This is a genomic window from Kitasatospora sp. NPDC008050 (genome assembly GCF_042957465.1).
GTDB lineage: Bacteria > Actinomycetota > Actinomycetes > Streptomycetales > Streptomycetaceae > Kitasatospora.
In genome coordinates, this window is the sequence record NZ_JBIBIJ010000001.1 from 434,417 (window position 1) to 459,471 (window position 25,055).

Below are 25,055 nucleotides of genomic sequence, written 5' to 3' on the forward strand. Positions count from 1 at the left end.
CCTGGGCAAGGAGCAGCGGTGAGCGAGAACGTGCGGTTCGTCCGGATGCGCATCGGCGAGGGCGCGGTGCCGTACCAGGAAGCCTGGGAGGAGCAGCAGCGGCTGCACGCCCTGCGACTGGCCGACGAGATCCCCGACACCGTGCTGCTGCTCGAACACCCGCCGGTCTTCACCGCCGGCAAGCGCACCAAGCCCGAGGACCTGCCGCTGGACGACACCCCGGTGGTGCAGGTCAACCGGGGCGGCGAGGGCACCTGGCACGGCCCCGGGCAGCTGGTCGGCTACCCCATCGTCAAGCTGCCGGAGCCGATGGACGTGGTCGCCTACGTCCGCCGCCTGGAGGAGGCGCTGATCCTGGCCTGTGCCGACCTCGGCGTCGGGAGCAGCCGGGTGGAGGGCCGCAGCGGGGTGTGGGTGCTGGGCCAGGAACTGCCGGACGCCGCCGTGGACCCGGCCAAGGTGATCGACATAGGCAAGCTGACCCTGCGCCTGGGCCTGCCGCTGGGCATCGACCCGCGACTGGCCGGCCCCGAGTACGCGCCCTCCAACGCCGGGCAGCGCGGGGACGACCGCAAGCTCGCCGCGATCGGGGTCCGGGTGGCGCGCGGCGTGACGATGCACGGGTTCGCGCTCAACTGCAACCCGGACATGACCTGGTTCGACCGGATCATCCCGTGCGGCATCCGGGACGCGGGCGTCGGCTCGCTCTCCACCGAGCTGGGCCGCGAGGTGACCGTGACCGAGATGGCACCGGTGGTGGAGCGGCGGCTGGCCGAGGTCTTCGCCGCGCTGCCCGAGCCCGCGCTGGCCCGCTGAGACGGCCGGCCCCGCGCCGCGCCGCCCGCCGGGTGCCCACCGAGGCGCTCGGGAATCTCCCGGTGCCGAGCGCTGTTGCCCTGCGAATGCGGGGCGCAGGCCCAGCACAGACCGCACAAGCAGAGGCGTACCCTGGTGGGTACTCCCGTCCACTTCGTTCATAGGAGCCGCACGTGTCCGCTGTCGCGCCCGACGGCAGGAAGCTTCTCCGCCTGGAGGTCCGCAACAGCGAGACCCCCATCGAGCGGAAGCCCGAGTGGATCAAGACCCGGGCGAAGATGGGCCCGGAGTACAACGCCCTCCAGTCGCTGGTGAAGAAGGAGGGGCTGCACACGGTCTGCCAGGAGGCCGGCTGCCCCAACATCTTCGAGTGCTGGGAGGACCGTGAGGCGACCTTCCTGATCGGCGGGGACCAGTGCACCCGGCGCTGCGACTTCTGCCAGATCGACACCGGTAAGCCCGCCGAGTTCGACCGTGACGAGCCGCGCCGCGTGGCCGAGTCGATCGTCACCATGGACCTGAACTACGCCACCATCACCGGCGTCGCCCGCGACGACCTGGCCGACGGCGGCGCCTGGCTGTACGCCGAGACGGTCCGCCAGGTGCACGCGATGACCGCCGAGCGGGCCGCCGGGCGCACCGGCGTCGAGCTGCTGATCCCGGACTTCAACGCGGTGCCCGAGCAGCTCGCCGAGGTCTTCTCCTCGCGTCCCGAGGTGCTGGCGCACAACGTCGAGACGGTGCCACGGATCTTCAAGCGGATCCGCCCGGCGTTCCGCTACGAGCGCTCGCTGGACGTCATCACGCAGGCGCGGGCCGCCGGCCTGGTGACCAAGTCCAACCTGATCCTGGGCATGGGCGAGACCCGCGAGGAGGTCAGCCAGGCGCTGGCCGACCTGGTCGGCGCGGGCTGCGAGCTGATCACCATCACCCAGTACCTGCGCCCCTCGGTGCGCCACCACCCCGTGGAGCGCTGGGTCAAGCCGCAGGAGTTCGTGGAGCTGCAGGAGGAGGCCGAGGAGCTCGGCTTCGCCGGCGTGATGTCCGGGCCGCTGGTGCGCTCCTCCTACCGCGCGGGCCGGCTGTACCGGCAGGCGCTGGAGCACCGCGCGCGCACGGCCGTCTGACGGGTGCTGCCCGGCACGCTGCCTGGCACACGGTGGGGCTCGGAGCACGCTCCGGGCCCCACCGGCGTTCCGGGCGGGACTTTCATGCGGGGTTGACCGGTGAGTCATCGGCCGGTAACAGCGGTGGCCGAGACTGGGGCTCGGCTCGGGCTCAGCGCGGGCTCGGCAAGGGGAGGGGCTCGGATGCGTACCACCATCGGCACGGCGATCAGGCTCGCGGAGAGCCTGCTGCTCGCGCCCGGCCGCCGGCAGGCCCGGCGCAACGCCTGGAGCGCGGTCTGCGAGAACCGGCGCCACGCGGCGGACCGCGCGGCGGCACAGGCCGGCCTGCCGGCGGCGCGGTAGCCACCACGGCTCGCGGGGGGCGGCTCGCGGGGAGGCGGCTCGCAGGGGGCGGCTCGCGGGGTGAGATCTCACCCGGTGCCGGCTCGCGCGGCGAGGCCGGAGGGTGCCGTCGGTGCGTGACCCGAGGCGGGCGACAGGTGGCAGCCCGTAACGATTTCCTGCTCGGTTGGACCGAATCGGTACCGGGCTTCGATATCCGATGTCCACGCCACGTACCATGACCATCATGGCGAGGGAAACATCCGAGACACCTGGGCGACTCAAGCAGATCCGCCAGGCGTACATCATGACCAAGAAGGTCGACACCAAGATCGGCCTGATCATCGGGGGCGTTGGCCTCCTCACCTTCGGCGTGTTCCTCGCCATCGGTTTCCTGGTCGGTCACCCCATCTACCTGGGGATCCTGGGCTTCATCGTGGCCTTCCTGGCCTCGGCCATCGTGTTCGGCCGACGGGCCGAGCGGGCGGCCTTCGGTCAGATGGAGGGCCAGCCGGGCGCTGCGGCGGCCGTGCTGAACAACATCCGACGCGGCTGGAGCGCCAACCCGACCCCGGTTGCCGTCACCCGCAACCAGGACGCGGTCTACCGCGCGGTCGGCCGGCCCGGTATCGCGCTGATCGGTGAGGGCAACCCGAACCGGGTGCGCCCGCTGCTCGCCGCCGAGAAGAAGAAGATGGCCCGTGTGGTGGCCGATGTGCCGGTGCACGACATCATGGTCGGCGACGGCCCGGGCGAGGTGCCGCTGAAGAAGCTGCAGGTCCACTTGATGCGGCTGCCGCGCTCGATCACCCCCGCTCAGGTCACCGAGACCAACGACCGGCTGCGCGCGCTGGGCGACCTGCTGTCGAAGGCGCCGATCCCCAAGGGCCCGATGCCCAAGGGCGCCCGGATGCCCAAGGGCGGCGGCCAGGCTCGCTGAGCCCCCACCACCTCGCCCGCCCCGGCCACCGCCGGCCGGGCACACCCACGAAAAAGGCCCCGCCTCCTTGGCGGGGCCTTTCCCTTTGCTCCTGCTGACCTTGTACTGGCTGACCTTGTACTGGCCTTGCTGACCTGGTACTTGGCTGACCTGGTACGTGGCCTTGCCGATCTTGTACTGATCTCGGCGTCAGATCCGGACCTCGACCGTTCCGACCGCCTTGTCGTGCAGGCCGCGCTGGTCGCGGTCCCAGACCGCCGCGGGCACCACCAGGCAGAGCAGCACGGTGCGCAGCAGCGCCTGCGGGATGCTCGCCCGTCCGCCGTCCAACCGCACCACCCGCAGACCGAACAGCCGCTTGCCGATACTGGTCCCGGTGGTGGAGAGCAGCAGCGCGCTCATCGCGAAGAAGAGCGGCAGGCTCAGCAGGTTGGCCTTGGCCGGGTCGCCGTGGGCCAGCGTGCCGTAGGCGATCAGGCTGGCGATCCAGCCGTCCACGCAGAGCGCGCCGATCCGCCGCAGCGGGCCCGCCATCGAGCCGGGACCCGAGCGCGGGCGGCCCAGCCGCTCACCGCGGTAGCCGAAGTCGGCGCCCATCCGCTCGGCGGCGGCCTTCGGGCCGTCCAACCACGATCCCAGTGCTTCTCTACTGTCCACGAACCCACAGTAGCCGGGCTTACCGGGCGGATCGGCGCCGACTCCCCCTGCGAGTGAATCCGCGTGGCGGGCCCATTTCAAGTGGTCCAGACCACTTGTGGAGAACGGCGCTGCCGGGAGCCCCTTTTGCCCCCACCCGAGTGACTTTGCCGCCCGTTCGGGGCCGCTGGTTAACATGGGTGAAACGATTGGGTCACCGTGAGGAAACGGCCGGTTCCTATGGTGAGCCGCACCACGGCCGGTTGGGACGACTGGTCCGTGCAGGTCTGGTCCCGGTCAGCGCGGCCGGGCAGAGGAGGACAGTCATGTTCCAGAATGCCGATGAGGTCAAGTCCTACATCGCCGAGAACGACATCAAGTTCGTGGATGTGCGGTTCTGCGACCTGCCAGGCGTGATGCAGCACTTCGCCGTCCCCGCGGCCACCTTCGACCCCGCCGAGACCCTGATGTTCGACGGCTCCTCGATCCGCGGCTTCCAGGCGATCCACGAGTCGGACATGGCGCTGGTGCCCGACCTGGCCACGGCACGGCTCGACCCGTTCCGCAAGGACAAGCACCTCAACATCAACTTCTTCATCCAGGACCCGATCACCGGCGAGGCCTACAGCCGCGACCCGCGCAACGTGGCCAAGAAGGCCGAGGCCTACCTCGCCTCCTCCGGCATCGCCGACACCGCCTTCTTCGGCCCCGAGGCCGAGTTCTACGTCTTCGACGAGGCCCGCTTCGAGACCAGCGCGAACGCCTCGTACTACTACATCGACTCCGAGGCCGGCGCCTGGAACAGCGGCCGGATCGAGGAGGGCGGCAACCGCGGCTACAAGGTCAAGTACAAGGGCGGCTACTTCCCGACCCCGCCGGTCGACCACTTCGCCGACCTGCGCGCCGAGATGTCCCTGGAACTCGCCAACTCCGGCCTGCAGGTGGAGCGTCAGCACCACGAGGTGGGCACCGCCGGCCAGGCCGAGATCAACTACAGGTTCAACACCCTGCTGCACGCGGCCGACGACCTGATGCTGTTCAAGTACATCATCAAGAACGTGGCCTGGCGGAACGGCAAGACGGCCACCTTCATGCCCAAGCCGATCTTCGGTGACAACGGCTCCGGCATGCACGTGCACCAGTCGCTCTGGACCGACGGCTCGCCGCTCTTCTACGACGAGCAGGGCTACGCGGGCCTGTCCGACACCGCCCGCTACTACATCGGCGGCCTGCTGAAGCACGCCCCGTCGCTGCTGGCTTTCACCAACCCCTCGGTGAACTCCTACCACCGCCTGGTCCCCGGCTTCGAGGCCCCGGTCAACCTGGTCTACTCGCAGCGCAACCGCTCGGCCGCGATCCGGATCCCGATCACCGGCTCCAACGCCAAGGCCAAGCGCATCGAGTTCCGCGCGCCCGACCCGTCCTCCAACCCCTACCTCGCCTTCTCCGCGATGCTGATGGCGGGCCTGGACGGCATCAAGAACAAGATCGAGCCGCTCCAGCCGGTCGACAAGGACCTCTACGAGCTCGCCCCCGACGAGCACGCGGGCGTCCCGCAGGTCCCCGCCTCCCTCCCCGCAGTACTGGAGGCCCTCGAAGAGGACCACGAGTACCTGCTCGCAGGCGGCGTCTTCACGCCCGACCTGATCGAGACCTGGATCGACTACAAGCGCACCAACGAGATCGCCCCGATCGCCCTGCGGCCCCACCCGCACGAGTTCGAGCTGTACTTCGACCTGTAGGACACCGAGCAGAGTGCTGCATTGACGACGGCGGGCAGCGCCCCCGAGGCTCTCCCCGGAGAGCCTCGGGGGCTCGGTGTTTTCCCAGGCCGGAAACGTGAGGATGCAGCGAAGGCAGCAGCCTCCAGAGCCTCGATCGTCTTGGCCTGGGCCGGCGGCCGGTCAGTGCCCCATCGGGCTCAGGGCGAGCAGGGCCAGGTCGTCGGTGGCCGGGCCGCCGTGGGTGTGGACGTCGGCGCCGACGAAGTTGACGAGTTGTTCGGGGGTGACGCAGGCGCGGGTGGCGAAGCGGGTGGCGAGGCGCTCGGTGAGGGGGTAGAAGTTGCCGGCCCGGTCGCGGGCCTCGGTGACGCCGTCGGTGTGCAGCAGCAGGGTCTGGCCGGCCGTGAGCGGGACCGAGGTGGGCGGCGTGGGGTGCTGGGTGCGCAGGTGGCCGAGGCCGAGCGGGAGGTCCTGGCGGCAGTGCACGGTCTGCACGGTGCCGCCGGCCAGCACCACCGGGTCCAGGTGGCCGCGGTTGATCAGCTGGACCGACTCGGCGCCCGGCTGGTGTTCCAGCAGGACGGCGGTGACGAAGAGCTCCTCGTCCTCGCGTTCCAGCGCGACGCGGCGGACCTGGCGGTCCAGCAGCGCGGCGAGTTCGGCCAGTTCGGCGGTCTCGTGCGCGGTGGCGCGGAAGGCACCGAGCAGGTCGGCCACCGTGCGCACGGCCTCCAGGCCCTTGCCCCGGACGTCGCCGAGCAGCACCCGGGTGCCGAACGGTGTGTCGCACAGCTCGTAGAGGTCGCCACCGATCGCCACCTCGGCCTGCGCGGCCCGGTAGTGCCCGGCCGTGCGCAGCGAGCCGACCTGTTCGGGCACCGGGTGCAGCACGGTGCGCTGCAGCGCCTCGCTCACGGTGCGGGCGCGCACCAGGTGGCGGGCCTGCCGGGTGCGCTGGTGGGCGAGCATCACACCGGCCAGCGCGGCCAGCAGGGTGGAGAGGTAGACCCAGAGGTGGTGGTGCTCGTACAGGTGGCCCACCCGGGCCGCGAGCACCAGTTGGAGCACCAGCGCGCCGACGCCGGAGGCGGCGGTGGCCAGCGCCCCGAAGCCGAAGGCGACCAGCACGGGCAGACCGGTGAGCAGGAACCCCGCCGCCGTGGCCTGTGGGAAGGCGACCTCGATGCTCAGGTCGATGAGGATCAGCAGGGTGGGCAGCCAGCGGACCCAGTACGGCGCCAGGTCCGCCTGGTGGTCTGCGGGGGCGGGGCCGGCGAAGCTCGCGCGCAGCCGGGCTCCGAGCGGGTCGCGCGCCCCGGCGGGCGCGGACCGGACGGCCTTGGCGGGCGCGCCTGGTCTCGCGGGGGCGGCGGCCTCGGCGGGCACGGCGGACCTCGCGGGCACGGCAGACCTCCTCGGCCGCTCGGGAACGTGGGTGAGCTTCCATCGTCGCCCACCCACCGCTCCGGCGCCGGAGGCCCTTCGGCCCGCCGCCTCGGGACCAAAGTCCCGGTTGCTGCTGGCGTCAGCCCCGCACCGCGACCGCCAGCTCCTGGTAGCCGCGCAGCACCAGGCGCGAGCGGCGCACCGGTTCCCCCGTCAGGGCCAGCCGGGGGAACCGGTTGAGCAGGGCGGGCAGCGCGCAGGTCGCCTCCAGCCGGGCCAGCTGGGCTCCCAGGCAGTAGTGCGGGCCGCCGCCGAAGGAGAGTGCCTGGCTGTCCTGGCGGGTCGGGTCGAACAGGTCGGGGCGGTCGTAGCGGGCCGGGTCCCGGTTGGCCGCGCCGATCAGCAGGAAGACCCCGCCGGCGGGCGGCACCGGCACCCCCGCCACGCTCAGCCCCTCGGCCAGTGGCAACCGGGTGGTGAGCTGCACCGGGGAGTCGTAGCGCAGCACCTCCTCGACGTAGCCGGCCGAGCTGATCCGACCGCTGCGCAGCCCGTCCGCCGCCCAGGGGTGCTCGAAGGCCAGCGCCAGCCCGTTGCCGAGCAGGTTGGTGGTGGTCTCGAAGCCGGCCACCAGCAGCACGAGCAGGTTGGCCAGCAGCTCCTGGTCGTCGAGCCGCCCGTCGGCGCCGTCGGCGACCCGGACCAGCGCGCTGACCAGGTCCGGTCGCGGCTCGGCGCGCCGTCGTGCGGCCAACTCGCCGAAATAGTCGATCAGTTCGTCAGCGGCGGCATCCGCGGTGGCCAGCTCCTCGGTGCTGACCATCGGCTCCAGGATCGCCGCGAGGGCGCCGGCCAGGGCCCGGAACCGGTAGCGGTCCCGCTCGGGCACACCGAGCAGCTCGCAGATCACCCCGACCGGCAGCCGGAAGGCGAAGGTGTCCATGAAGTCGACCGGGGCGCCGTCCGCCCCGAGTTCGGCGAGTTCGGTCAGCAGCCGGTCGACGGCGGCCCGCACCGCCGGCGCCAGCGCGGCAACCCGGCGGGCGGTGAAGACGGAGGCGATCAGCGAACGCATCCGGGCGTGGTCGGGCGCGTTGCTCTCCAGGACGGACCGGCTGAGCAGCAGCCTGGAGGAGTGCTCGTGGAAGAGCGGGTCGAACTCGTGGCGGGCCCGGGCGTCGGTCACGCCGAAGGCGGAGTCGCGCAGCAACTGGTGCACCGTGCGGTACCCGTTGGCGAGCAGCATGTCGTCCCGGACCCGGCTGACCGGACCGAGCCGGTGCGCGCGGGCATAGAGGGGATAGGGGTCGGCGGAGCCCGCTGGGGTCAGCAGAGCATCGATGATCTCCGTACCGTCCAAGGCGTCCATACCCGGTATCAACCGGGCGGCGGGTCGGCCGAGTTCCCGTGGCCACATACGCTGGGGGCATGGAGATCTGGATCAACCCCCGCTGCGGCAAGTGCCGCAGCGCGCTGACCGCGCTGGAAGCGGCTCAACTGAAGTACACCGTACGGCGCTACCTGGAGGACCCGCCCTCGGTGGCCGAGCTGACGGCGGTGCTCGGGCGGCTGGGCCTGGAGCCGTGGGACATCACGCGGCTGGACGAGGCGGTGGCCAAGGAACTGGGCATGCGCCAGTGGGAGCGCGCGGCCGCGGACCGGCAGCGGTGGCTGGCGGCGCTCGCGGAGCACCCGGTCCTGCTGCAGCGCCCGATCATCACCGCCGACGACGGACACGCCGTGATCGCGCGCACCCCGGAGGCACTCCAGTCGGTGCTGCCCAAGCAGCCCGAGCGGCCCGAGCAGCCGTAAGGCGCGGTGCCGGCCGGTCCCGAGGCGCGGTGCGGGCGCCACGGGCGGCCGGATGCGCCACACTGGCCGGGTGGCAGACCAGATGACCTTCATCGCCTTCCTCCGCGCCGTCAACGTGGGCGGTCGCACCGTCAGGATGGAGCGACTGCGCGCGCTCTTCGGCGACCTCGGCCTGACCGGCGTACGGACGTACATCCAGAGCGGCAACGTCTTCTTCACGGCGGACGCCGCGGTGGACCGCGCCGCGCTGACCGGCCGGATCGAGGCGCACCTGAGCGAGTCCCTCGGGTACCAGGTACCCGTCATGCTGCGCACGGTGGACGAGCTGGCGGACACGCTGGCCCTGGACCCGTTCCAGGAGGTGGAGATCACCCCGGAGGTCCGGCTCTGCGTGGTCTTCCTCTCCGAACCGCTGCCCGCCGGCCTCACCCTGCCGCTGCGCTCCCCCAAGGGTGACCTGGAGGTGATCGGGGCGACTCCCGGCGAGGCCTTCGTGGTCGCCCAGCACCTGCCCGGACGCTCGGCGTCCAACCCGGCGACGGTCTTCGGCAAGGGCTATCAGGGCCACGGCACCAGCCGCTTCTTCCACACCGCCGTCAAGATCCTCGCTGCGGCGCGGAAGGACTGACCGAAGCGGCGTCTCGCTCCAACGCGGCTTCCCCGGAGCACAGTTGGCCGGGACAGCAGTCCGTGAGCCCGCCACTCGGGCGGCGGGCCCACGGGTGCCGGCCGGCGGCTCAGCCGGCGGCCAGGCGCGCGACGGTGGCGGAGCTCAGGGCGAGCGTGTCGGCGGACAGCGGCGCCAGCGCGGCACGGACGGCGCCCTGGTCGCCCTGCTTGGCGAGGGCGACCAGCGCGGCGGCGTCCTTCTGCAGGGCGGCGAGCTGGTCCTCGGCGGCGGCCGCCGGGAGCGACGCGGCCACGCGCTGGATCGGCCCGCCCGGGAACACCCCGGCCGGCACCGAGGGCACGGACGGCTCAGCAGCGCCGGACGGAACGGCGGCCCCCGACGGAGCAACCGATCCCGAGGGCCGCGCCGGGGCGCCGGCCGCCACCGGCAGCACCGACTTGAGCCGCTCCGCGGCCATCCCCAGCTGCCCCAACTTGCCCTGCAGCGCGGGCTCCTCGGTCGCCGTGCCGGAGCCCGGGGTGCTCACGGTGACCAGCTCGTTCACCGTCTGGAGCACGCTGCCGAGCGCGCCCATCGCGGCCATGGTCCCGGCCGCGTCGGGCGCCACCGCCGGATTGATCATCGGATGGCGGCGGTCGGCGGCCAGCGGGCTCGCGCTGCTGACCGCGATGCCGGTGGTGGTGGCGATGGCGCCGGCCAGCGCCGTGCTGAGCAGGACCGTGGTCCACTTGCTGTACATGGAGATGGGCTTCCTTCCAAGGAGTCGGGGCCTGAACGGCCTTCCCCCACCTTGGGCACCCACAGTGACGGGCCGCCATCGCGGATAGTCCGAAAGTGGCCCAACTACTGCGCCGCACCGGCCAGATCAGCGCCTGGACAACACCGCCCCGGCGGGACGACCCGCACCAAAAGTCACCATCCGCGGCGAAGGCCGCTACCTACCCCGAACGTCACCGCCCGCACCGAAGACCACCGCCCGCCCCGAACGTCACCGCCAGCGCCGGCCTCACTCCCCCACCGGCGAGGTCCCCCACAGCTCCGCCACGCATCGCGCGTAGACCGCCTGCCAGTGCGGCCACTGGCGGGCCGTCAGGTCGTCGCACTCGGCCAGCAGCGCCTCGATCTGCTCCGGCGCGACCCCCTCCAGCAGCCAGGCCAGGGCGTCCGGCGTACCCGGGCCGTCGGCCATCCGCAGCAGGTCGAGCAGCTCGCCCAGGGTGCCGACCCGGGAGTGCGTCGGGAGCAGCTTGGCCATCTCCGGCAGCACCTGCTCCTCCTCGATCCGCAGGTGGGTCTCCAGCCGCGCGGCCAGCTCCTCCACTGCGTAGGCCACCGGCCAGGCGCTGGCCGGATCCCGGGTGGCCACCCGCATCAGGGTGGTGGTGCGGGTGAAGGAGTGGTCCAGGTTGTGGTGGTCGTCCTCCAGCCAGTTGACCAGCAGCCGCAGCTCGGGGGCGAAGCGGCGCAGCATCGGCCAGAGCCGGACGTCCTCCTGCTCGTGGTGGCAGGTGAGCATCGCGGTCAGGAAGTCCCAGTGCCGCTGCAGGGCCGCCGCCCCCACCTCGTCATCGGGCTGCAGCAGCCGCAGCGCGGTGGGCAGCCGGGCGAGATCGCGGCGCAGGGCCGCATGGACCAGGCGCAGACCGGCGAAACGGACCGGGCGCACGGCCGGCACCACCTCATGGGAGCCGCGCGCGGCGGGGACGACAAGCAGATGCGGCTGCATGGCACTCTTTTCAGGACTGTCATGGCGAGGGTTCCGGGACCAGACGGCGCCGCTTCCCCGGAGCAGATGTGAGCGGGAGGCGCGACGTTGCGGTTCCAGCGTGCTCACAGTCGATCAGAGGCGAATCAACACCGGGTTGCTGCGCAGGTCAGAGGGGTTGTGGCAGAAAAAGCGGGGCGGCGCCGACAGCTCGTCGGCACCGCCCGTCTCGTCGCCCGCCGCGGCGGGGATCAGGCCGCGGTCGGCCCCTGGAGGTTCTGGGTGAGCCACTGCAGGGTGTCGGGGATCATCTTCTTGAAGTGCGAGGTGAGGTGCTTGCCACCGGGCTGCTCGTAGTAGTCGATCCTGGTGGGCGGGGCGGCCTTCGCCGCCCAGGCTTTGACCAGCTTGACCTCGTCCGGCGTGGCGCCACCGGCCGTGGCCAGCATCCGCACGTCCGCCTTGCTCTGGCCGACCAGCACGTCGGGGCTGTTGGCCAGCCGCTCGGCCTCGTGGCCCTTCCAGAACGAGGAGTCCGGGTTGAAGTAGCCGTCGATCGGCACCGCGGCCTTGTAGAGGTCCGGGTGCTGCAGCGCCATCTTGGCGCTGCAGAACGCGCCGGTGGAGGCGCCCATCAGGCCCCAGCCGTCACGGCTCTTGAGGGTGCGGAAGTTGGCGCGCACGAAGTCGGGGACGTCCTGGGACATCCAGGTGCCCATCTTCGGCTGACCGGGGATGTCGCTGCAGTCCAGGGTCTGCTTCTCGTCGGAGACCAGGTTCTGCACCGGCATCACCATGATGAACGGGTGCGCCTTGCCCTGCTTGACCAGTTGCTCGTCCTCCACCTGGATCGGCAGCTGGTCGTCGGTCCAGGTGTTGTAGCCGTTGCTCTGGCCGCCCGCGTAGAGGGTGAGTACCGGGAACCCGTAGTTCGCGTACTTGGGGTCGTTGTACTCCGGCGGGAGCCAGACCCACACCTTGCCGGTCACCCCGGACTTCTTGCCGGCCAGCGTGGTCATCATGATCGGCCCGGCCGCGGTGTCCCGTGCCTTGCTCAGCTGGGTCACCGGGCCGGTGGGCATCTGCACCTTGGCCGAGTCCCCGGCCGGCGAGCCGCTCGGCGAGGCCGGAGCGGACGGCGAGCCGCCCGGCGAAGCGGCACCCGCGGCTGCTCCCGAAGCGCCGCCGGAGGCACCGGGCGAGGGCGTCACGTCGGCGGCGACCGGCGCGGCCTTGGCCGTCGGCTTGCCGCCACCGGGCCCGCACGCGGCAAGCGCGCCCGCCAGGACCAGGGCGACGGCAGAGGACAGAACGACACGTGGACGGGCGAGCGGCGGCTGCAAGGTCGGACTTTCCGGGTGGTGGGTGACACCCGGACGAGTGGCCCCGGGCGGCGGCGACCTGGGCGGAGATCGGCACGCGGTGTTGTCGATCCTACGACGTGCACCGCGTCGCCCATGGTTGCGACCGGGCGGGCCAGCACCCGACAACCGAGGCCGATTTGGCAAAGATCCGCCGATCGGCGGGGGTCGATCGGCTGGATGGCGGACGCCCGGACGGTGCCGGGGGCACCGCGGCAGTGTCGGCCGAGGGGAGCGCCTTCGACCCACCGGGGAGTGGGCGGTGGGACGCGGCGTCACCCGCTCGACGGAACCCGCATCGCCGGAGCCGGCCGCCACGGAACCCGCCGTTACGGAGCCGACCTGGACGGAACCGGCGGACAGCAGGACTCGGCCACCGCCACGGTGCCACGCCACAGCGGCAGCACCGCCCGGTGGCGCAGGTCGGGCTCCGCACCCAGACCCGGCCCCGACGGCAGGACCAGGCGGCCCTCGCCGATCCGCTCGGCGCCACCGAGCAGTTCGGCGCGCCAGTCCACCTCGCCGAACGCGAACCCGAGCGACTCGGCGCGCAGCAGTGCGGCCAGGTGGGCGCTGTGCAGGGCGGCCACCGGCCCCGCCGGGTTGTGCAGCGACACCCGGGCCCGGCCCGCTGCCGCGGCCAGCGCGAGCACGGCGGCCGGGCCGCCGGCGTGCTTGACGTCCGGGCGGAGCACGTCCAACAGGCCGTCCACCGCGGCCAGTTCTCCCACCGAGGCGGCGGTCCGGCCGCCGGCCAGTGCGAGGCCGGTGCGGCGGCGCAGCTCGGCCAGCTCCGCGGGGCGCCCGATCCCCACGCCGTCCGCCAGCCAGCCGACCCCCAGCTCGGCGAACGGGTCGAGCAGCGGGGTGAGTTCGGCCAGCGAGAGGCGCTCGCGGCAGTCCACCAGGACCGCCACCCCGGGCCCGACCGCGGACCGCACCGCCCGCACCCGGGCCAGCCCGAGGTCGGCCAGCCGGTCGCCGCCGGGAGCATCGAAGGGCGCGAGCTCGACGGCGGTGAAGCCCGCCCGTACCGCGGCAGCGGCCGTGTCGGCCAGCTCGCGCGGGGCACGGCCGCCGGGGGCGCGGTTGAGGTCCGCGACCAGCGGCACCCCCGCGGACGGCGCGGTGGCGGACGGCTCCGCGGCCCCGGCGCCCGCCAGCCAGCGCCACAGCGGCTGGCCGGCGCGGCGGGCGGCCTGGTCGGCCAGCGCCTGGCGGAGCGCGCCGAGCACCGTGCGGCGGGTGAACTCGCCGACCGTGTCGGCACCGCCACCGCCACCGCCCGCGCGGCCGGCCAGCACGCGCAGCACCGCGGCCCGCGGCCCGGCGTCGGAGCACTCGCCCCAGCCGGTCGCCCCGTCCTGGTCGGTGAGCCGCAGCAGCAGCCAGTCGGTCCGCCCGGTGACCGCGCAGCGGTACAGCTCGGCGTACTGGGTGAGGGTGGTACCCGGTGCGACGCTCGTGGTCACAGCAGCCCCAGGGAGGTGAACGGTTCGGTGATGACCCGCTCCAGCACCGGCACCGCGGAGGACCGCACCAGGGTCCTGGCGCCGAAGACGGCGGGCACGATGTCGGCGGCCACCTCGGCACCGCGGTGGCTGCGCTCGGCCACCTCGGCCCGCAGGTCGTCCAGGTACTCCTCGGCCACCAGGATCCCGCCGGCCAGCACCACCCGGCTCGGGTTGAGCAGGTCGACCAGGGTGGCGATGGCCCGTCCGGCCCGCCGGGCCCGGCGGCGCAGCAGCTCCTGCGCGCGCACGTCCCCGCTGCCGGAGCCGGCCGGGCGGGCGGCGGCCACCAGGCGTTCCAGATCGAGCGAGCCGCCGGTCCCGCCGTGCACGGCGGGGCCGAGCAGGCCGGCCGAGCGCGCCTCGGCGACGAGCGTGAGGTCGCCGGCGGCCGCGCTCAGGCAGCCGGTGCCGCACCGCGGGCAGCGCACGCCCGGCTCGTCGGTGGCGAGCAGGTGCTCGATGCCACCGGCCGCGGCACCGGGGCCGCGGTGCACGGTGCGGTCCACCACGATCGCCGCGCCGAGCACATTGCCGATGAAGACCAGCGCGAAGTCGTCCACCTCGCGGCCGGCGCCGAACCACAGCTCGGCGCGGGCGATGGCGCGCACCGTCTGCTCCAGCACCAGCGGCCCGGGCAGCTTGCCGGTCAGCTCGTCGAGCAGCGCCACCTCCCGCCAGCCGAGCGGCCCGTGCTCGACCACCTGGCCGCGCGCGCCGTCCACCCAGCCGCCGATGCTGACCCCGGTGCCGACCAGCCGGCGCCCGTCCAGCCGCTCGTCCAGGAAGGCCCGCACGCCCTCGGCGGCCCGCTCGGCGATCCGGCGCGGGGTCGGCTCGCCCTGGCCGGCGTGCGCGAGCTCGCGCTCGACCAGCACCCGGCCGTCCAGGCCGACCAGGCCGAAGGTGGTGCGCAGCAGGCCGATGTGCACGCCGAGCGCCACAGTGCGCTCGGGGTCGACCCGCAGCGGCACCCGGGGGCGGCCCTGGGTGGGCTCCACCGGGGCGAGTTCGCCGAGCAGCCCGGCCTCGATCAGGGTGCTGGTGAGCTTGGTGACGCTGGGCGCGGACAGCCCGGTGTGCCGGGCGATCTCGGCCCGGGAGACCGGGCCGTAGGCGAGGACGGCGCGCAGTACGGCGGAGGCGTTGCCCTGCCGCATGTACTCGGCGCGCTGTCCTGGGGTGATCAGGCCCTGGGGCTGCTCGCTGCGGGTGGTCCCCCTGCGGATCGTCACGGTGATCGCCTCCTCCCCGGCACCCTATCGTCCCTCACTCTTAGTTATTTTCCGAAACTTAGTGACCCCCGGCGCTCCTGACAAGACCCCCGCCACCCGCGGCACGCTCTTCGGTGCGCTCCTACCAATGACAGCGCCGCACCCGGTCGGCGATCATCGGCTCACCACCAGCCCAGGGAGTTCCGCATGCCACAGCAGATCGCCGTCGTCACCGGGGCCGGCACCGGCGTGGGCCGGGCCGTCGCACGCGAACTCGCCGCGGCCGGCTGGCGGCTGGCGCTCGCCGGACGGCGGGCCGAACCACTGCACGAGACCGCCGAACTGGCCGGGGTGCCGGCCGCCGTGATCCCGACCGACGTCACCGACCCGGCCGCGGTGACCGCGCTCTTCGCCGAGGTGGCCGAGCGCTTCGGGCGGCTCGACCTGCTCTTCAACAACGCCGGCAGCTTCGGTGCGGCCGTCCCCGTCGAGGACCTCTCGGTCGAGGACTGGCGCGCGGTGATCGACCTCAACCTGACCGGGACCTTCCTCTGCGCCCAGGCCGCCTTCCGGCAGCTGAAGGGGCAGCGGCCGCAAGGCGGGCGGATCATCAACAACGGCTCGATCTCCGCCCACGTGCCGCGCCCGCACAGCATCGCCTACACCGCCAGCAAGCACGCGGTCACCGGGCTGACCAAGTCGCTCTCACTGGACGGACGGCCGTACCGGATCGCCTGCGGGCAGATCGACATCGGCAACGCCGCCACCGACATGACCGCCGCCATGGGCCACGGGGTCCGCCAGGCCGACGGCCGGATCGCACCCGAGCCCACCATGGACGTGGCGGACGTGGCCCGCACCGTGCGGCAGATGGCCGAGCTGCCGCTGGAGGCCAACATCCAGTTCGCCACCGTGCTGGCCACGGCCATGCCCTACATCGGGCGCGGCTGAGCGCCCGGGGCCCCGGCTCAGAGCGCGTCCGGCCCGCGTTCGCCGGTGCGCACCCGCACCAGGGTGTCCACCGGGACCATCCAGACCTTGCCGTCGCCGATCTTCCCGGTCCGGGCGGCCGCCACCAGCGCCTCGACGACCGGCTCGGCGTCGTCGTCGGCCACCACCACCTCGAGCCGCACCTTGGGAACCAGGTCGACCCGGTACTCCGCGCCCCGGTACACCTCGGTGTGCCCGTGCTGCCGGCCGTAGCCGCTGACCTCGGTGACGGTCAGGCCCCGCACCCCGAGGTCGTGCAGCGCGGTCTTGACGTCGTCCAGCTTGTAGGGCTTGAGGACGGCGGTGATCAGCTTCATATCGCGTGATGGTAGCGATCGAGCTGCCGCCGGTACGTCAACCTGGCCTGTGACCAGCGCTTTCACCTGACAGCGGGCCGCGGCGCAGCAGTTCGGCGGGCTGTGCCACACCTGGAAGACGACAGCCCTGCGACCCCGCCTCGCACCTGGTATTGCGAACGCGTAACAATGGAACTCATGTGTGTCCCTCCGATGCGCCTCGATCGCGCGTACCGTGCCGCCTCCCCCACCCCGGTCGGGGGCAGCCGCCTCGCACTGTGGGAGGACAGCCGGTGAAGAATCCACGACCAGAGGATGATCGGACGACCACGGAACGTCTGGCAGACTTCTCGTCCATGGGGGAACCGACCGACAAGCAGACGCAGGGCGGCGACGAAGCCGCTCAGCTCCGTAGCGGCGGTTCCGTCCGAGCCACCGGCCGAACGGCCGACGAGGCGACGGACGGAGCCGGTGGCAGTACCGCCCTCCCCACCGCAAAGACGCTGCGCAGTCGGATCGTCGCGCAGCGGCGCATCCCCACCCGGCCCCGGCTCTGGTTCGAGCTCGCGCTGATCGGCGTCAGCTACTGGCTGTACTCGCTCGTGCGCAACGCCTTCCCGACCCAGGCAGCCGTCGCGCAGCAGCACGCCGACTGGGTCTGGCACACCGAGCAGTTCCTCGGCATCGCCGTCGAGCGCTCGATCAACCACGGCGTCAACTCGGTCAGCTGGCTGATCGTCGGGATGAACTACTACTACGCCACCTTGCACTTCGTGATCACCATCGCCGTGCTGGTCTGGCTCTACCGCTGCCATCCGGGCCGCTACGCGGCCGCCCGCACGGTGCTCTTCATCACCACCGGCATCGCGCTGGTCGGCTTCTACTTCTTCCCGCTGGCCCCGCCGCGGCTGGCCGGTTTCGGCTTCATCGACACCGTCACCGTCCACCACACCTGGGGCTCGCTGGCCTCGGGGGCGGCGGCCAGCGCCACCAACCAGTTCGCCGCGATGCCCTCGATGCACATCGGCTGGTCGGAGTGGTGCGGGCTGACCATCTTCTTCCTGGCCGAGCGCAAGTGGGTGCGGGCACTGGGCGTGATCTATCCGCTGTGCACCCTGACGGTGATCATCTCCACCGCCAACCACTACTGGATGGACGCGGTCGGCGGCCTGCTCTGCCTGGCCATAGGGTTCGTCGGCACCCGGCTGGTGTACCACCGCTGGGCCTACCAGTTCCCGCAGATCCCTGCCTCCTGGCAGAGCAAACCGGCGGTGCCCGAACAGCGGCCCACCCCGGTCGGTGCGGGACACGGCTAGCCCAGCCGGTCACGCCACACACCTCGGGACACACGTCGAGCGCCCGTCACGGACCACCCGTGGCGGGCGCTCAGCCGTAGAAGAGGCGCTCCACCACGGTCCTGGCCCGCCGGGTGGCCCGCCGGTAGTCGTCCATCAACTCCCCGCTGTGACCGGCCCCGTACCCCAGGTAGCGGGCCACCTGCGCGAGTTCGCGCGGCTCGTTCGGAAAGCTGTCCCCGGGGCGCCCGCGGACCAGCATCACCGCGCCGCGCACCCGCGAGGCCAGCACCCAGGCGGTGTCCAGCACCTCGGCGTCCTCCCCCGCCAGCAGGCCCGCCCGGGCGGCCGCGAGCAGCGCCGCGCGCGTCCTGGTGGTGCGCAGCCCGGGCAGCTCGTGGCCGTGCTGGAGCTGCAGGAGCTGCACCGTCCACTCGACGTCCGCGAGTCCACCGCGGCCGATCTTGGTGTGGGTGGTCGGGTCGGCCCCGCGCGGCAGCCGCTCGCTCTCGATCCGCGCCTTGATCCGCCGGATCTCCAGCAGATCCCGCTCCGGCACCCCGCCCAGCGGATAGCGCAGCGGGTCGATCAGCTCCCGGAACCGCTCCCCCAGCTCCGCGTCCCCGGCCACCGGCTCGGCCCGCAGCAGCGCCTGGCTCTCCCAGACGTGCGACCAGCGCGCGTAGTACGCCGCGTAGGAGCCCAGCGTGCGGGTCAGCGGCCCCTGCCGGCCCTCGGGGCGCAGGTCGGCGTCGACCAGCAGCGGCGGCTCGGTGGAGGGCGCGGCCAGCAGGGTGCGCAGCTCGTTGCAGACCGCGCGGGCGGCGGCGGTGGCGTCGTGCCGGGTGTCGGGCAGCGCCTCGTGCACGAAGAGCACGTCGGCGTCCGAGCCGTAGCCCAGCTCCCGGCCGCCGAACCGGCCCATCGCGATCACCGCGAGCCGGGCCGGGAACGCCTCGCCGTGCGCCTGCTCCCACCCCGCCGTACAGGCGGCCAGCGCCCCGGCGAGGGTGGCCGCGTTGAGGTCGGTGAGCGCATTGGCGGCGGCGTCCAGGGCCTCGCCCGGATCGTCGCCGAAGCGCCCGAGCAGGTCGGCCGCCGAGGTGCGGAACAGCTCCCGGCGGCGCACCGAACGGGCCGCCGCCACCCCCGCCGCCGCGCTCGGCGCCCGGCCGACCGCCGCCCGCGCCTCCTGCTCCAGCGCGGCCCGCCCACGCGGCACCAGCCCCTGCGGATCGCCCAGCATGGCCACTGCCTCGGGCGCGCGCAGCAGCAGGTCGGGGGCCAGCCGCCCGGCCGACAGGATCCGGGCCAGCTGCTGGGCCGCCGCGCTCTCGTCCCGCAGCAGGCGCAGGTACCAGGGGGTGCGGCCGAGCGCGTCGGAGACCTGGCGGAAGCCCAGCAGCCCGGCGTCCGGGTCGGCGGAGTCGGCGAACCAGGCCAGCAGCACCGGCAGCAGGGTGCGCTGGATGGCGGCCTTCCGGCTCACCCCGCTGGCCAGCGCCGTCAGGTGGCGCCGGGCGGCCGGCGGGTCGGCGAAGCCCAGCGCCTTGAGCCGCTCCTCGGCCGACTCCTGGCTCATCGCCGGGGTGCCCGGGGTGAGCGCCTCACCGGCCGACAGGTCGGCCACGGCCGCCAGCAGCGGGCGGTAGAAGAGCTTCTCGTGCAGCCGGCGCACCTCCAGGGCGTGCCGCTTCCACTCGCGCTCCAGTGCCGCCACCGGGTCGGCGCGGGTGTCGCCGTTGATCATCGTGGCCATCGAGCGGGCCAGCCGGCGCAGGTCGGCCGGGTCCTTGGGCATCAGGTGGGTGCGCCGCAGCCGGTGCAGCTGGATCCGGTGCTCCAGCTCGCGCAGGAACCGGTAGGCGGCATCCAGCGAGGCGGCGTCCGCCCGCCCGACGTAACCGCCCGCCGACAGCGCGGCCAGCGCCTCCAGGGTGTTGCCGCTGTGCAGCCCGGGGTCGGTGCGGCCGTGCACCAGCTGGAGCAGCTGGACCGAGAACTCCACGTCGCGCAGCCCGCCGGGGCCGAGCTTGAGCTGGCGGTCCAGCTCGGTGGCCGGGATCGCCTCCACCACCCGGCGGCGCATCTGCTGCACGTCCGCGACGAAGTTCTCCCGCTCGGCCGCCTGCCAGACCAGCGGTGCCAGCGCCGCCACGTACGCCTCGCCCAGCTCGGCGTCACCGGCCACCGGGCGGGCCTTCAGCAGCGCCTGGAACTCCCAGGTCTTGGCCCACCGCTGGTAGTAGGCGAGGTGGCTGGCCAGGGTGCGCACCAGCGGTCCGTTGCGGCCCTCGGGACGCAGATTGGCGTCCACCGGCCAGATGGTGCCCTCCCGGGTGGTGTCCGAGCAGAGCCGCATCATGGCGGCGGCCAAGCGGTTGGCGGCGCTCAGCGCGAGGTGCTCGTCGACCCCCTCGCGGGCCTCGGCGACGAAGATGACGTCCACGTCGGAGACGTAGTTGAGCTCCCGGCCACCGCACTTGCCCATGCCGATCACGGCCAGCCGGCAGGCGTCGGCGGCGGCCGGCTCCTGCTCGACGGCGATCATCAACGCGGTGCGCAGCGTGGCGCCGGCCAGGTCGGCGAGCTCGGCGGCGGTCTGCACCAGGTCGGTGGTGGCGGTCAGGTCGCGCGCGGCGATGGTCAGCAGGCAGCGGCGGTAGGCGGCGCGCAGCGCATCGGCCGGCTCCCCCTCGGCGGCCCGCACCCGCTGCTCCAGCTCGCGCCGGAAGTCGTTGGTGCCGGGGTGCATGTCGCGCTGTTCGAAGGTGACCAGGGCGTGCCAGTCCCGCGGGTGGGTGGCCAGGTGGTCGCCGAGCGCGGCCGAGGCGCCGAGCACGCCGAGCAGCCGGTCGCGCAGCGGCTTGGAGGTGGTCAGGGTGTCGCGCAGGGTGTGCCGCTGGCTCTCGCCGAGCGATTCGAGCAGCCGGGCCAGACCGAGCAGGGCGAGGTCGGGGTCGGCGGTGGCACCGAGCCCGTCGAGCAGGATCGGATCATCGGCCAGCCCGTGCAGAGCCGGGGCGGACAGCCTGCGCACGGCCGCCTCGGGGTCGGTGAACCCCCGGCGGACCAGTCGGTTCTCGGGCCTGCTGACGCGGCTCCCACCGGAGGTCATCGCACTCCTCGTCGCTCATATGATCAGCATTTAGCCTAGGTGCTTCTCCCAGTCATTCCCCGCCGCGGCCCCCCGACGCACAACCGCCGCAGGCCCGGTCCGCTCCACCCGGACGGCCCAAGGCGCGCTGCGCGCCACACCGACGACGGTGGAGGGTGGACAGCGCGGACCGTCCGGGCCCGCCGCCGCTCCCGAGGAGTGTCCATGCGCCTGATCAGCCTGCCGCTCGGCCTGATATCGGCCATCGCCCTGACCGTCTCGACCGCCACCGCCGCCCCTCCCGCCGTCGGTACCGCAGCAGCGTTCGCGGCCGCCACCATCGCCTTCCAGGACGACTTCCACACCCTGGACGTGGGCCCGGGCCACACCTGGGGCTGGCAGACCGGCGCCTACCAGGACTGCGTGGACAACCAGCACGACTTCAAGCTCGACCATCTCAGCGAGTCCGCGCTCAGCGCCGGCGGCGGCCACCTGACCATCACCGCCTCCCCGCGTCCCGACGGCAACTGGGACACCGGCCTGCTGACCACCGGCGACTCCTGCGACACCGGCGGCGACGGCACCGAGATGCGCACCGGCGACCTGATCATGGCCCATGTCCAGCTGCCCGCCGCCGATTCGGGCGCCTGGCCCGCGCTGTGGAGCTGGCGGGACGGGCAGAACGAGGTCGACGTCTTCGAGTGGCAGGCCGACCACCCGAGCACGCTGGAGTTCGTCAACCAGGTCCACAGCGGCACCGGCCGCTACACCAACGCCACGGTGTCCGCCGACGGCTGGCTCTACATCGGCGCCCGGCTGGGCGCCGACAACACCACCTGGTACGTCGGCCCCAGCCTCGACCGCCTCGCCGTCGCCTACTGCGACCACAGCGGGGTCGGCACGGACTTCGCGGCCTACCCGGTGCTCAGCCTCTCCGTCAACAACGGCGTCTACCACCCGGCCCCCACCACCTCGACGCCGATCTCCTTCAGCGTCGACTCGCTGACCATCTACCGCCCGGCCCCGGCCGGCCTGCCCGACTCCTGACCGCCCTCCAGCCGGTCCTGACCTGCCGTCAGGCCTGGGGAGCGGAGCGCAGCTCGGCGTTGCGCCGGGTCTTGACCCAGCCGTTGCGGCCCTTGGCGAACCGTCCTGCCGCCCGCCAGGTGCACAGGCAGTAGAGCCAGATGTAGCAGGAGTAGGCCACGCCCCAGCCCAGGCAGCGCCACAGGCCCGCCGCCCGCTCGCACTTGAACCAGTAGAGCGGGCCCCAGATGGTGAACTGGACCACGCTCAGCACCAGATAGGCCAGCAGCAGACCGTAGCCGCCACCGCTCGACAGGAACACGCCGAGCGCCTCCGGGTGCCGGACGAAGCGCACCGCCAGCAGCACCGCCAGCGCCGGGAAGACCACGCTGCCGAACAGTTGCAGCCAAGGCTGCAGGAGGCAGTAGGTGATCTCCAGGACGCCCATCGTGGTCAGCTTCCGGGAGTCCCAGATCTGCGGCAGGTAGCGCATGCACTGCATGGCGCCCTGGCTCCAGCGGGCCCGCTGGGCCAGCAGCTGCCGCACGTTCCACAGGCCCTCCTGGTCCACCCAGGTGTCCCGGGTGAACGCGGTGCGCCAACCGGCCAGGGTCAGCTGCAGGCCGAGCTCGTAGTCCTCCAGCAGCGAGCCGCCCCAGGGGCCGCCCTCGTCCCCCCGGTTCCCCTGGAGGGCGATCCCCTTCAGCGCGGAGAGGCGGGTGAACTGCCCGTTGCCGCCCATCGCCACCGTGCGGGTCATCCGGCGGCTGAGCTGCACGGCCGGGATCGCGGTGCGGAACTCCAGGTCCTGCATCCGGACCAGGGTGCGCGCCAGCAGGTTGCGCACCAGATAGGGGTGGGGCAGCGGCCGGCGCTCGTCCCGGTTGGCCATCCGCACCTCGATCTGCACCGCCGCGACCTCGGGGTCGCCGAAGAGGTGGTCGGCGGAGATGATCTCCAGGCAGCCCGGCCCCGGGGTGCCGTCCGCGTCGAACACCCCGACGACGACCCGCTCGGGCGCGGCGTCCTCGGGCAGCCACGCGCACAGCGCGCGGTAGGCGGTGTTCAGCGCCGCCCCCTTGCCGGTCCTCGCCTGCGGCAGCACGCGCTGCACCAGGTGCACGTACGGGTCGGCGGCCGCGGCCGTGCTGATCACCTGCGCCGTCCCGTCGACCGAGGCGTCGTCGATCACCCACACGTGCAAGGCCGGGTGCAGCCCGCGCAGCCGGGCCAGGGTCTGGCCGATGACGGCCTCCTCGTCCCGGCAGGGCACCAGCACGTGCCAGTCCAGCAGACCCGCGTCGCCCGGCAGCCCCGGCCTGCTGCGCAGCAGCGGCGTCACCAGGACGGCCACATAGGCCACGAAGACCGCGCCCAGCAGCAGCGAGACCGCCATGGCGAAGCTGAGCACGGTACCGGCGGAGTGGTTCACCGGGTACCGCCTCTCGGAGCCGGGGTGCCACCGGTGATCGTCCCGGGGCCGGTCGGGGTGCCCGCGGGCGGCGGCCCGTACCGCCCCCGCGGCGGCGACACAGGCATCGGCGACGGCGACACGGGGATCGGCGGCGGCACGGGGGTCGTCAACGACCTGGTCGGCAGAGGCCCCGTCAGCGGCAGCCGCGGGGGCCGGAGCGCGCGGTCACGCGCTCCGGCCCCACAGGCGCTCTCGCCGACCGGGTGACCTGCCTCAGGCATTCCCGCCGCGCCGGCGCGCGGCCCGCGTCAGCAGGGCACCGCCCAGCACCATGACCGCGGCCAGCACGGTCAGCAGCAGGGTGTGGCTACCGGTGGCAGCCAGTTCGCAGGTACCGGCGGCTGCGGCGGCGCCACCTACACAGGGCTTGTACACGGACGTCCTCCAGGGAGTCGATGGGTCGTACGGGGTTCGCAGGCGGCCACCGAGGCCACCGCGTCTGGGGGCACCGGCAGCCCGGGCTCGCCGCACACCTGGCCGGCCGGCACGGCCCGGCCACGCGCGTCGGCCAGCGCCAGGGTCAGCGCGGTGATCCGCTCACCGGCCCGCCCGTCGCCGTACGGGGACGGCAGTGCGGCCAGCCTGGCGGTCAGCGAGGCGTCGGCGATCAGCCGCCGCGCCAGCTCACCGATCGCCGGACCCGGGCGGAGCAGGGTGGCGAAGCCGGCCTCGACCGCCTCCGGGCGCTCCGTACTGTTGCGCACCACGATCAGCGGCTTCTTCAGCACCGTGCACTCCTCCTGCACGCCGCCGGAGTCGGAGACCAGCAGGCGGGCGCGGCTCGCCAGGCCCAGGAAGGACGGGTGGTCGATGGGATCGATCGCCAGCAGCCCGGCGAGCCGCTCGGCCAGGCCGTGCCGGGCGACGCACGCCCGGGTGCGCGGGTGCAGCGGGAGCAGCACCGGCAGGCCGAGCCCGCCGAGTTCGGCCAGGATCCGCTCCAGCCGGGCCGGGTCGTCGGTGTTCTCCGGCCGGTGGACGGTCGCCAGCACGAACCGCTCCGCCCGCACCCCGTACCGCCGCAGCAGCTCGGCGCACTCGGCCGGACCCGGCAGCGATTCGGCGACCGCCTCGACGATGGTGTTGCCGGTGAGGTGGATGCGGCTCTCCGGCACCCCCTCAGCCCGCAGGTTGGCGGCCGCCGCCGCGGTCGGCACACAGTGGGCGTCGGCCAGCACGCCGACCACCTGACGGTTGATCTCCTCGGGCATCGCCCGGTCACGCGAGCGCAGCCCGGCCTCCACGTGGACCACCGGAACCCCGTGGTAATGCGCCGCCTGCGCCCCCGCCGAGGTGGTGTTGGTATCGCCCTGCACCACCACGGCCGCCGGCGGCTCGGCGGCGAAGAGATCCGACAGCGCCGAGATCATGTCCCCGATCTGACGCCCGCGCACCGCGCCGCCGATGTCGGTGAGGCGGACGTCGGGCGGCGCCAGTCGCATCGCCCGGAAGACCCCGCCGGCCATCGCCTCGTCGTAGTGCTGCCCGGTGTACACCACCCGGGCCCGGTCACCGAGAGCGCGGATCACCCCGGCCAGCTTGAGGATCTCGGGCCGGGTCCCGAGCACGACCGCGACCGCGTCCGAGTGCGGACTGGACACCACCGACCGACCTCCTGGGCTCAGCTGGTGCCATGCGCACCGACCAGGAGGATTAACCGAAAATCAGCCCGCCTCGCCCATCAAACGTC

The 25,055-nt window shown here is 73.2% G+C and carries 23 protein-coding genes; 10 read left to right on the top strand and 13 right to left on the bottom strand.

What is annotated here, in order from left to right; all coding sequences use genetic code 11:
- Positions 1–45: 45 nt before the first annotated feature.
- The 4 genes from lipB (at position 46) to ACFZB9_RS01840 (ending at position 3,207) form a co-directional block, all read left to right on the top strand.
- Positions 46–816 carry a lipoyl(octanoyl) transferase LipB gene (gene lipB, locus ACFZB9_RS01825; RefSeq protein WP_391443313.1) on the top strand — a complete coding sequence of 257 codons (771 nt, stop codon included), beginning with the start codon at positions 46–48 and terminating at the stop codon, positions 814–816.
- A gap of 173 nt (positions 817–989) precedes the next feature.
- On the top strand, positions 990–1,943 hold the full coding sequence (gene lipA / locus ACFZB9_RS01830) for a lipoyl synthase (RefSeq protein ID WP_391442883.1): 954 nt from the start codon (positions 990–992) through the stop codon (positions 1,941–1,943).
- 183 nt (positions 1,944–2,126) lie between these two features.
- Positions 2,127–2,288, top strand: a complete 162-nt coding sequence (locus ACFZB9_RS01835; protein WP_391442884.1) for a hypothetical protein — start codon at positions 2,127–2,129, stop codon at positions 2,286–2,288.
- Between the two features lie 226 nt (positions 2,289–2,514).
- On the top strand, positions 2,515–3,207 hold the full coding sequence (locus tag ACFZB9_RS01840; protein ID WP_391442885.1) for a DUF4191 domain-containing protein: 693 nt from the start codon (positions 2,515–2,517) through the stop codon (positions 3,205–3,207).
- 189 nt (positions 3,208–3,396) lie between these two features.
- Here the strand turns inward: ACFZB9_RS01840 and ACFZB9_RS01845 are convergent, their stop codons facing one another.
- Positions 3,397–3,864, bottom strand: coding sequence for an RDD family protein (locus ACFZB9_RS01845; RefSeq protein ID WP_391442886.1), 468 nt, complete (start codon positions 3,862–3,864; stop codon positions 3,397–3,399).
- Between the two features lie 305 nt (positions 3,865–4,169).
- Between ACFZB9_RS01845 and glnA the strand changes: the two genes are divergently transcribed.
- Entirely contained in the window at positions 4,170–5,585 is a 1,416-nt protein-coding gene (gene glnA / locus ACFZB9_RS01850) for a type I glutamate--ammonia ligase (protein WP_391442888.1), read from the top strand.
- Between the two features lie 162 nt (positions 5,586–5,747).
- On the opposite strand, the gene ACFZB9_RS01855 is transcribed toward glnA, so the two are convergent.
- Positions 5,748–6,971, bottom strand: coding sequence for a PP2C family protein-serine/threonine phosphatase (locus tag ACFZB9_RS01855; protein ID WP_391442889.1), 1,224 nt, complete (start codon positions 6,969–6,971; stop codon positions 5,748–5,750).
- Between the two features lie 121 nt (positions 6,972–7,092).
- A complete protein-coding gene (locus ACFZB9_RS01860; RefSeq protein WP_391442891.1) occupies positions 7,093–8,322 on the bottom strand; it encodes a cytochrome P450 in 1,230 nt (409 codons plus the stop codon).
- 59 nt (positions 8,323–8,381) lie between these two features.
- On the opposite strand from ACFZB9_RS01860, the gene ACFZB9_RS01865 reads away from it, so the two are divergent.
- Both ACFZB9_RS01865 and ACFZB9_RS01870 read left to right on the top strand, forming a co-directional pair.
- Complete coding sequence (locus ACFZB9_RS01865) at positions 8,382–8,765, top strand: ArsC/Spx/MgsR family protein (RefSeq protein ID WP_391442892.1); 384 nt, start codon at positions 8,382–8,384, stop codon at positions 8,763–8,765.
- 70 nt (positions 8,766–8,835) lie between these two features.
- Positions 8,836–9,393, top strand: coding sequence for a DUF1697 domain-containing protein (locus ACFZB9_RS01870; protein WP_391442894.1), 558 nt, complete (start codon positions 8,836–8,838; stop codon positions 9,391–9,393).
- A 109-nt stretch (positions 9,394–9,502) separates the two neighbouring features.
- Here ACFZB9_RS01870 and ACFZB9_RS01875 read toward each other — a convergent pair whose 3' ends face one another.
- From ACFZB9_RS01875 to ACFZB9_RS01895, 5 genes are all read right to left on the bottom strand, one after another.
- Positions 9,503–10,135 (bottom strand): hypothetical protein, encoded by a 633-nt coding sequence (locus ACFZB9_RS01875; protein ID WP_391442895.1) that lies wholly within the window; start codon positions 10,133–10,135, stop codon positions 9,503–9,505.
- Between the two features lie 267 nt (positions 10,136–10,402).
- Positions 10,403–11,122 carry a hemerythrin domain-containing protein gene (locus ACFZB9_RS01880; RefSeq protein WP_391442897.1) on the bottom strand — a complete coding sequence of 240 codons (720 nt, stop codon included), beginning with the start codon at positions 11,120–11,122 and terminating at the stop codon, positions 10,403–10,405.
- A 230-nt stretch (positions 11,123–11,352) separates the two neighbouring features.
- Positions 11,353–12,444 carry an alpha/beta hydrolase gene (locus ACFZB9_RS01885; RefSeq protein WP_391442898.1) on the bottom strand — a complete coding sequence of 364 codons (1,092 nt, stop codon included), beginning with the start codon at positions 12,442–12,444 and terminating at the stop codon, positions 11,353–11,355.
- A gap of 347 nt (positions 12,445–12,791) precedes the next feature.
- Positions 12,792–13,934, bottom strand: coding sequence for an enolase C-terminal domain-like protein (locus ACFZB9_RS01890; protein WP_391442900.1), 1,143 nt, complete (start codon positions 13,932–13,934; stop codon positions 12,792–12,794).
- The gene (locus tag ACFZB9_RS01895) at positions 13,931–15,208 is read right to left on the bottom strand and encodes an ROK family protein (RefSeq protein ID WP_391442901.1); all 1,278 of its coding nucleotides are present in this window, start codon (positions 15,206–15,208) and stop codon (positions 13,931–13,933) included. Before ACFZB9_RS01895 ends, ACFZB9_RS01890 begins: the two co-directional genes overlap by 4 nt.
- A 186-nt stretch (positions 15,209–15,394) precedes the next feature.
- Between ACFZB9_RS01895 and ACFZB9_RS01900 the strand changes: the two genes are divergently transcribed.
- Positions 15,395–16,138 carry an SDR family oxidoreductase gene (locus ACFZB9_RS01900; protein WP_391442902.1) on the top strand — a complete coding sequence of 248 codons (744 nt, stop codon included), beginning with the start codon at positions 15,395–15,397 and terminating at the stop codon, positions 16,136–16,138.
- 17 nt (positions 16,139–16,155) lie between these two features.
- Here the strand turns inward: ACFZB9_RS01900 and ACFZB9_RS01905 are convergent, their stop codons facing one another.
- Positions 16,156–16,494, bottom strand: a complete 339-nt coding sequence (locus ACFZB9_RS01905; RefSeq protein ID WP_391442904.1) for a P-II family nitrogen regulator — start codon at positions 16,492–16,494, stop codon at positions 16,156–16,158.
- A 335-nt stretch (positions 16,495–16,829) separates the two neighbouring features.
- On the opposite strand from ACFZB9_RS01905, the gene ACFZB9_RS01910 reads away from it, so the two are divergent.
- Entirely contained in the window at positions 16,830–17,789 is a 960-nt protein-coding gene (locus ACFZB9_RS01910) for a phosphatase PAP2 family protein (RefSeq protein WP_391442906.1), read from the top strand.
- A gap of 70 nt (positions 17,790–17,859) precedes the next feature.
- Here the strand turns inward: ACFZB9_RS01910 and ACFZB9_RS01915 are convergent, their stop codons facing one another.
- The gene (locus tag ACFZB9_RS01915) at positions 17,860–20,886 is read right to left on the bottom strand and encodes a bifunctional [glutamine synthetase] adenylyltransferase/[glutamine synthetase]-adenylyl-L-tyrosine phosphorylase (RefSeq protein ID WP_391442908.1); all 3,027 of its coding nucleotides are present in this window, start codon (positions 20,884–20,886) and stop codon (positions 17,860–17,862) included.
- Between the two features lie 204 nt (positions 20,887–21,090).
- Between ACFZB9_RS01915 and ACFZB9_RS01920 the strand changes: the two genes are divergently transcribed.
- On the top strand, positions 21,091–21,912 hold the full coding sequence (locus ACFZB9_RS01920) for a beta-glucanase (protein ID WP_391442910.1): 822 nt from the start codon (positions 21,091–21,093) through the stop codon (positions 21,910–21,912).
- 28 nt (positions 21,913–21,940) lie between these two features.
- On the opposite strand, the gene ACFZB9_RS01925 is transcribed toward ACFZB9_RS01920, so the two are convergent.
- The 3 genes from ACFZB9_RS01925 to wecB form a co-directional block, all read right to left on the bottom strand.
- On the bottom strand, positions 21,941–23,323 hold the full coding sequence (locus tag ACFZB9_RS01925; protein WP_391442911.1) for a glycosyltransferase family 2 protein: 1,383 nt from the start codon (positions 23,321–23,323) through the stop codon (positions 21,941–21,943).
- 255 nt (positions 23,324–23,578) lie between these two features.
- On the bottom strand, positions 23,579–23,740 hold the full coding sequence (locus tag ACFZB9_RS01930; RefSeq protein ID WP_391442912.1) for an LPXTG cell wall anchor domain-containing protein: 162 nt from the start codon (positions 23,738–23,740) through the stop codon (positions 23,579–23,581).
- Positions 23,722–24,966: a non-hydrolyzing UDP-N-acetylglucosamine 2-epimerase gene (wecB, locus tag ACFZB9_RS01935; protein ID WP_391442914.1), complete on the bottom strand. Its 1,245-nt coding sequence runs from the start codon at positions 24,964–24,966 to the stop codon at positions 23,722–23,724. The genes ACFZB9_RS01930 and wecB overlap by 19 nt, the downstream gene beginning before the upstream one ends.
- Positions 24,967–25,055: the final 89 nt, after the last annotated feature.

What these genes read in the sequence shown, in the direction of transcription:
- lipB (WP_391443313.1), top strand. Translation starts at nt 46, where the DNA reads ATGCGCATCGGCGAGGGCGCGGTGCCGTACCAGGAAGCCTGGGAGGAG.
- ACFZB9_RS01835 (WP_391442884.1), top strand. Translation starts at nt 2,127, where the DNA reads ATGCGTACCACCATCGGCACGGCGATCAGGCTCGCGGAGAGCCTGCTG.
- ACFZB9_RS01840 (WP_391442885.1), top strand. Translation starts at nt 2,515, where the DNA reads ATGGCGAGGGAAACATCCGAGACACCTGGGCGACTCAAGCAGATCCGC.
- glnA (WP_391442888.1), top strand. Translation starts at nt 4,170, where the DNA reads ATGTTCCAGAATGCCGATGAGGTCAAGTCCTACATCGCCGAGAACGAC.
- ACFZB9_RS01860 (WP_391442891.1), bottom strand. Translation starts at nt 8,322, where the DNA reads ATGGACGCCTTGGACGGTACGGAGATCATCGATGCTCTGCTGACCCCA.
- ACFZB9_RS01865 (WP_391442892.1), top strand. Translation starts at nt 8,382, where the DNA reads ATGGAGATCTGGATCAACCCCCGCTGCGGCAAGTGCCGCAGCGCGCTG.
- ACFZB9_RS01875 (WP_391442895.1), bottom strand. Translation starts at nt 10,135, where the DNA reads ATGTACAGCAAGTGGACCACGGTCCTGCTCAGCACGGCGCTGGCCGGC.
- ACFZB9_RS01880 (WP_391442897.1), bottom strand. Translation starts at nt 11,122, where the DNA reads ATGCAGCCGCATCTGCTTGTCGTCCCCGCCGCGCGCGGCTCCCATGAG.
- ACFZB9_RS01900 (WP_391442902.1), top strand. Translation starts at nt 15,395, where the DNA reads ATGCCACAGCAGATCGCCGTCGTCACCGGGGCCGGCACCGGCGTGGGC.
- ACFZB9_RS01905 (WP_391442904.1), bottom strand. Translation starts at nt 16,494, where the DNA reads ATGAAGCTGATCACCGCCGTCCTCAAGCCCTACAAGCTGGACGACGTC.
- ACFZB9_RS01910 (WP_391442906.1), top strand. Translation starts at nt 16,830, where the DNA reads ATGGGGGAACCGACCGACAAGCAGACGCAGGGCGGCGACGAAGCCGCT.
- ACFZB9_RS01915 (WP_391442908.1), bottom strand. Translation starts at nt 20,886, where the DNA reads ATGACCTCCGGTGGGAGCCGCGTCAGCAGGCCCGAGAACCGACTGGTC.
- ACFZB9_RS01920 (WP_391442910.1), top strand. Translation starts at nt 21,091, where the DNA reads ATGCGCCTGATCAGCCTGCCGCTCGGCCTGATATCGGCCATCGCCCTG.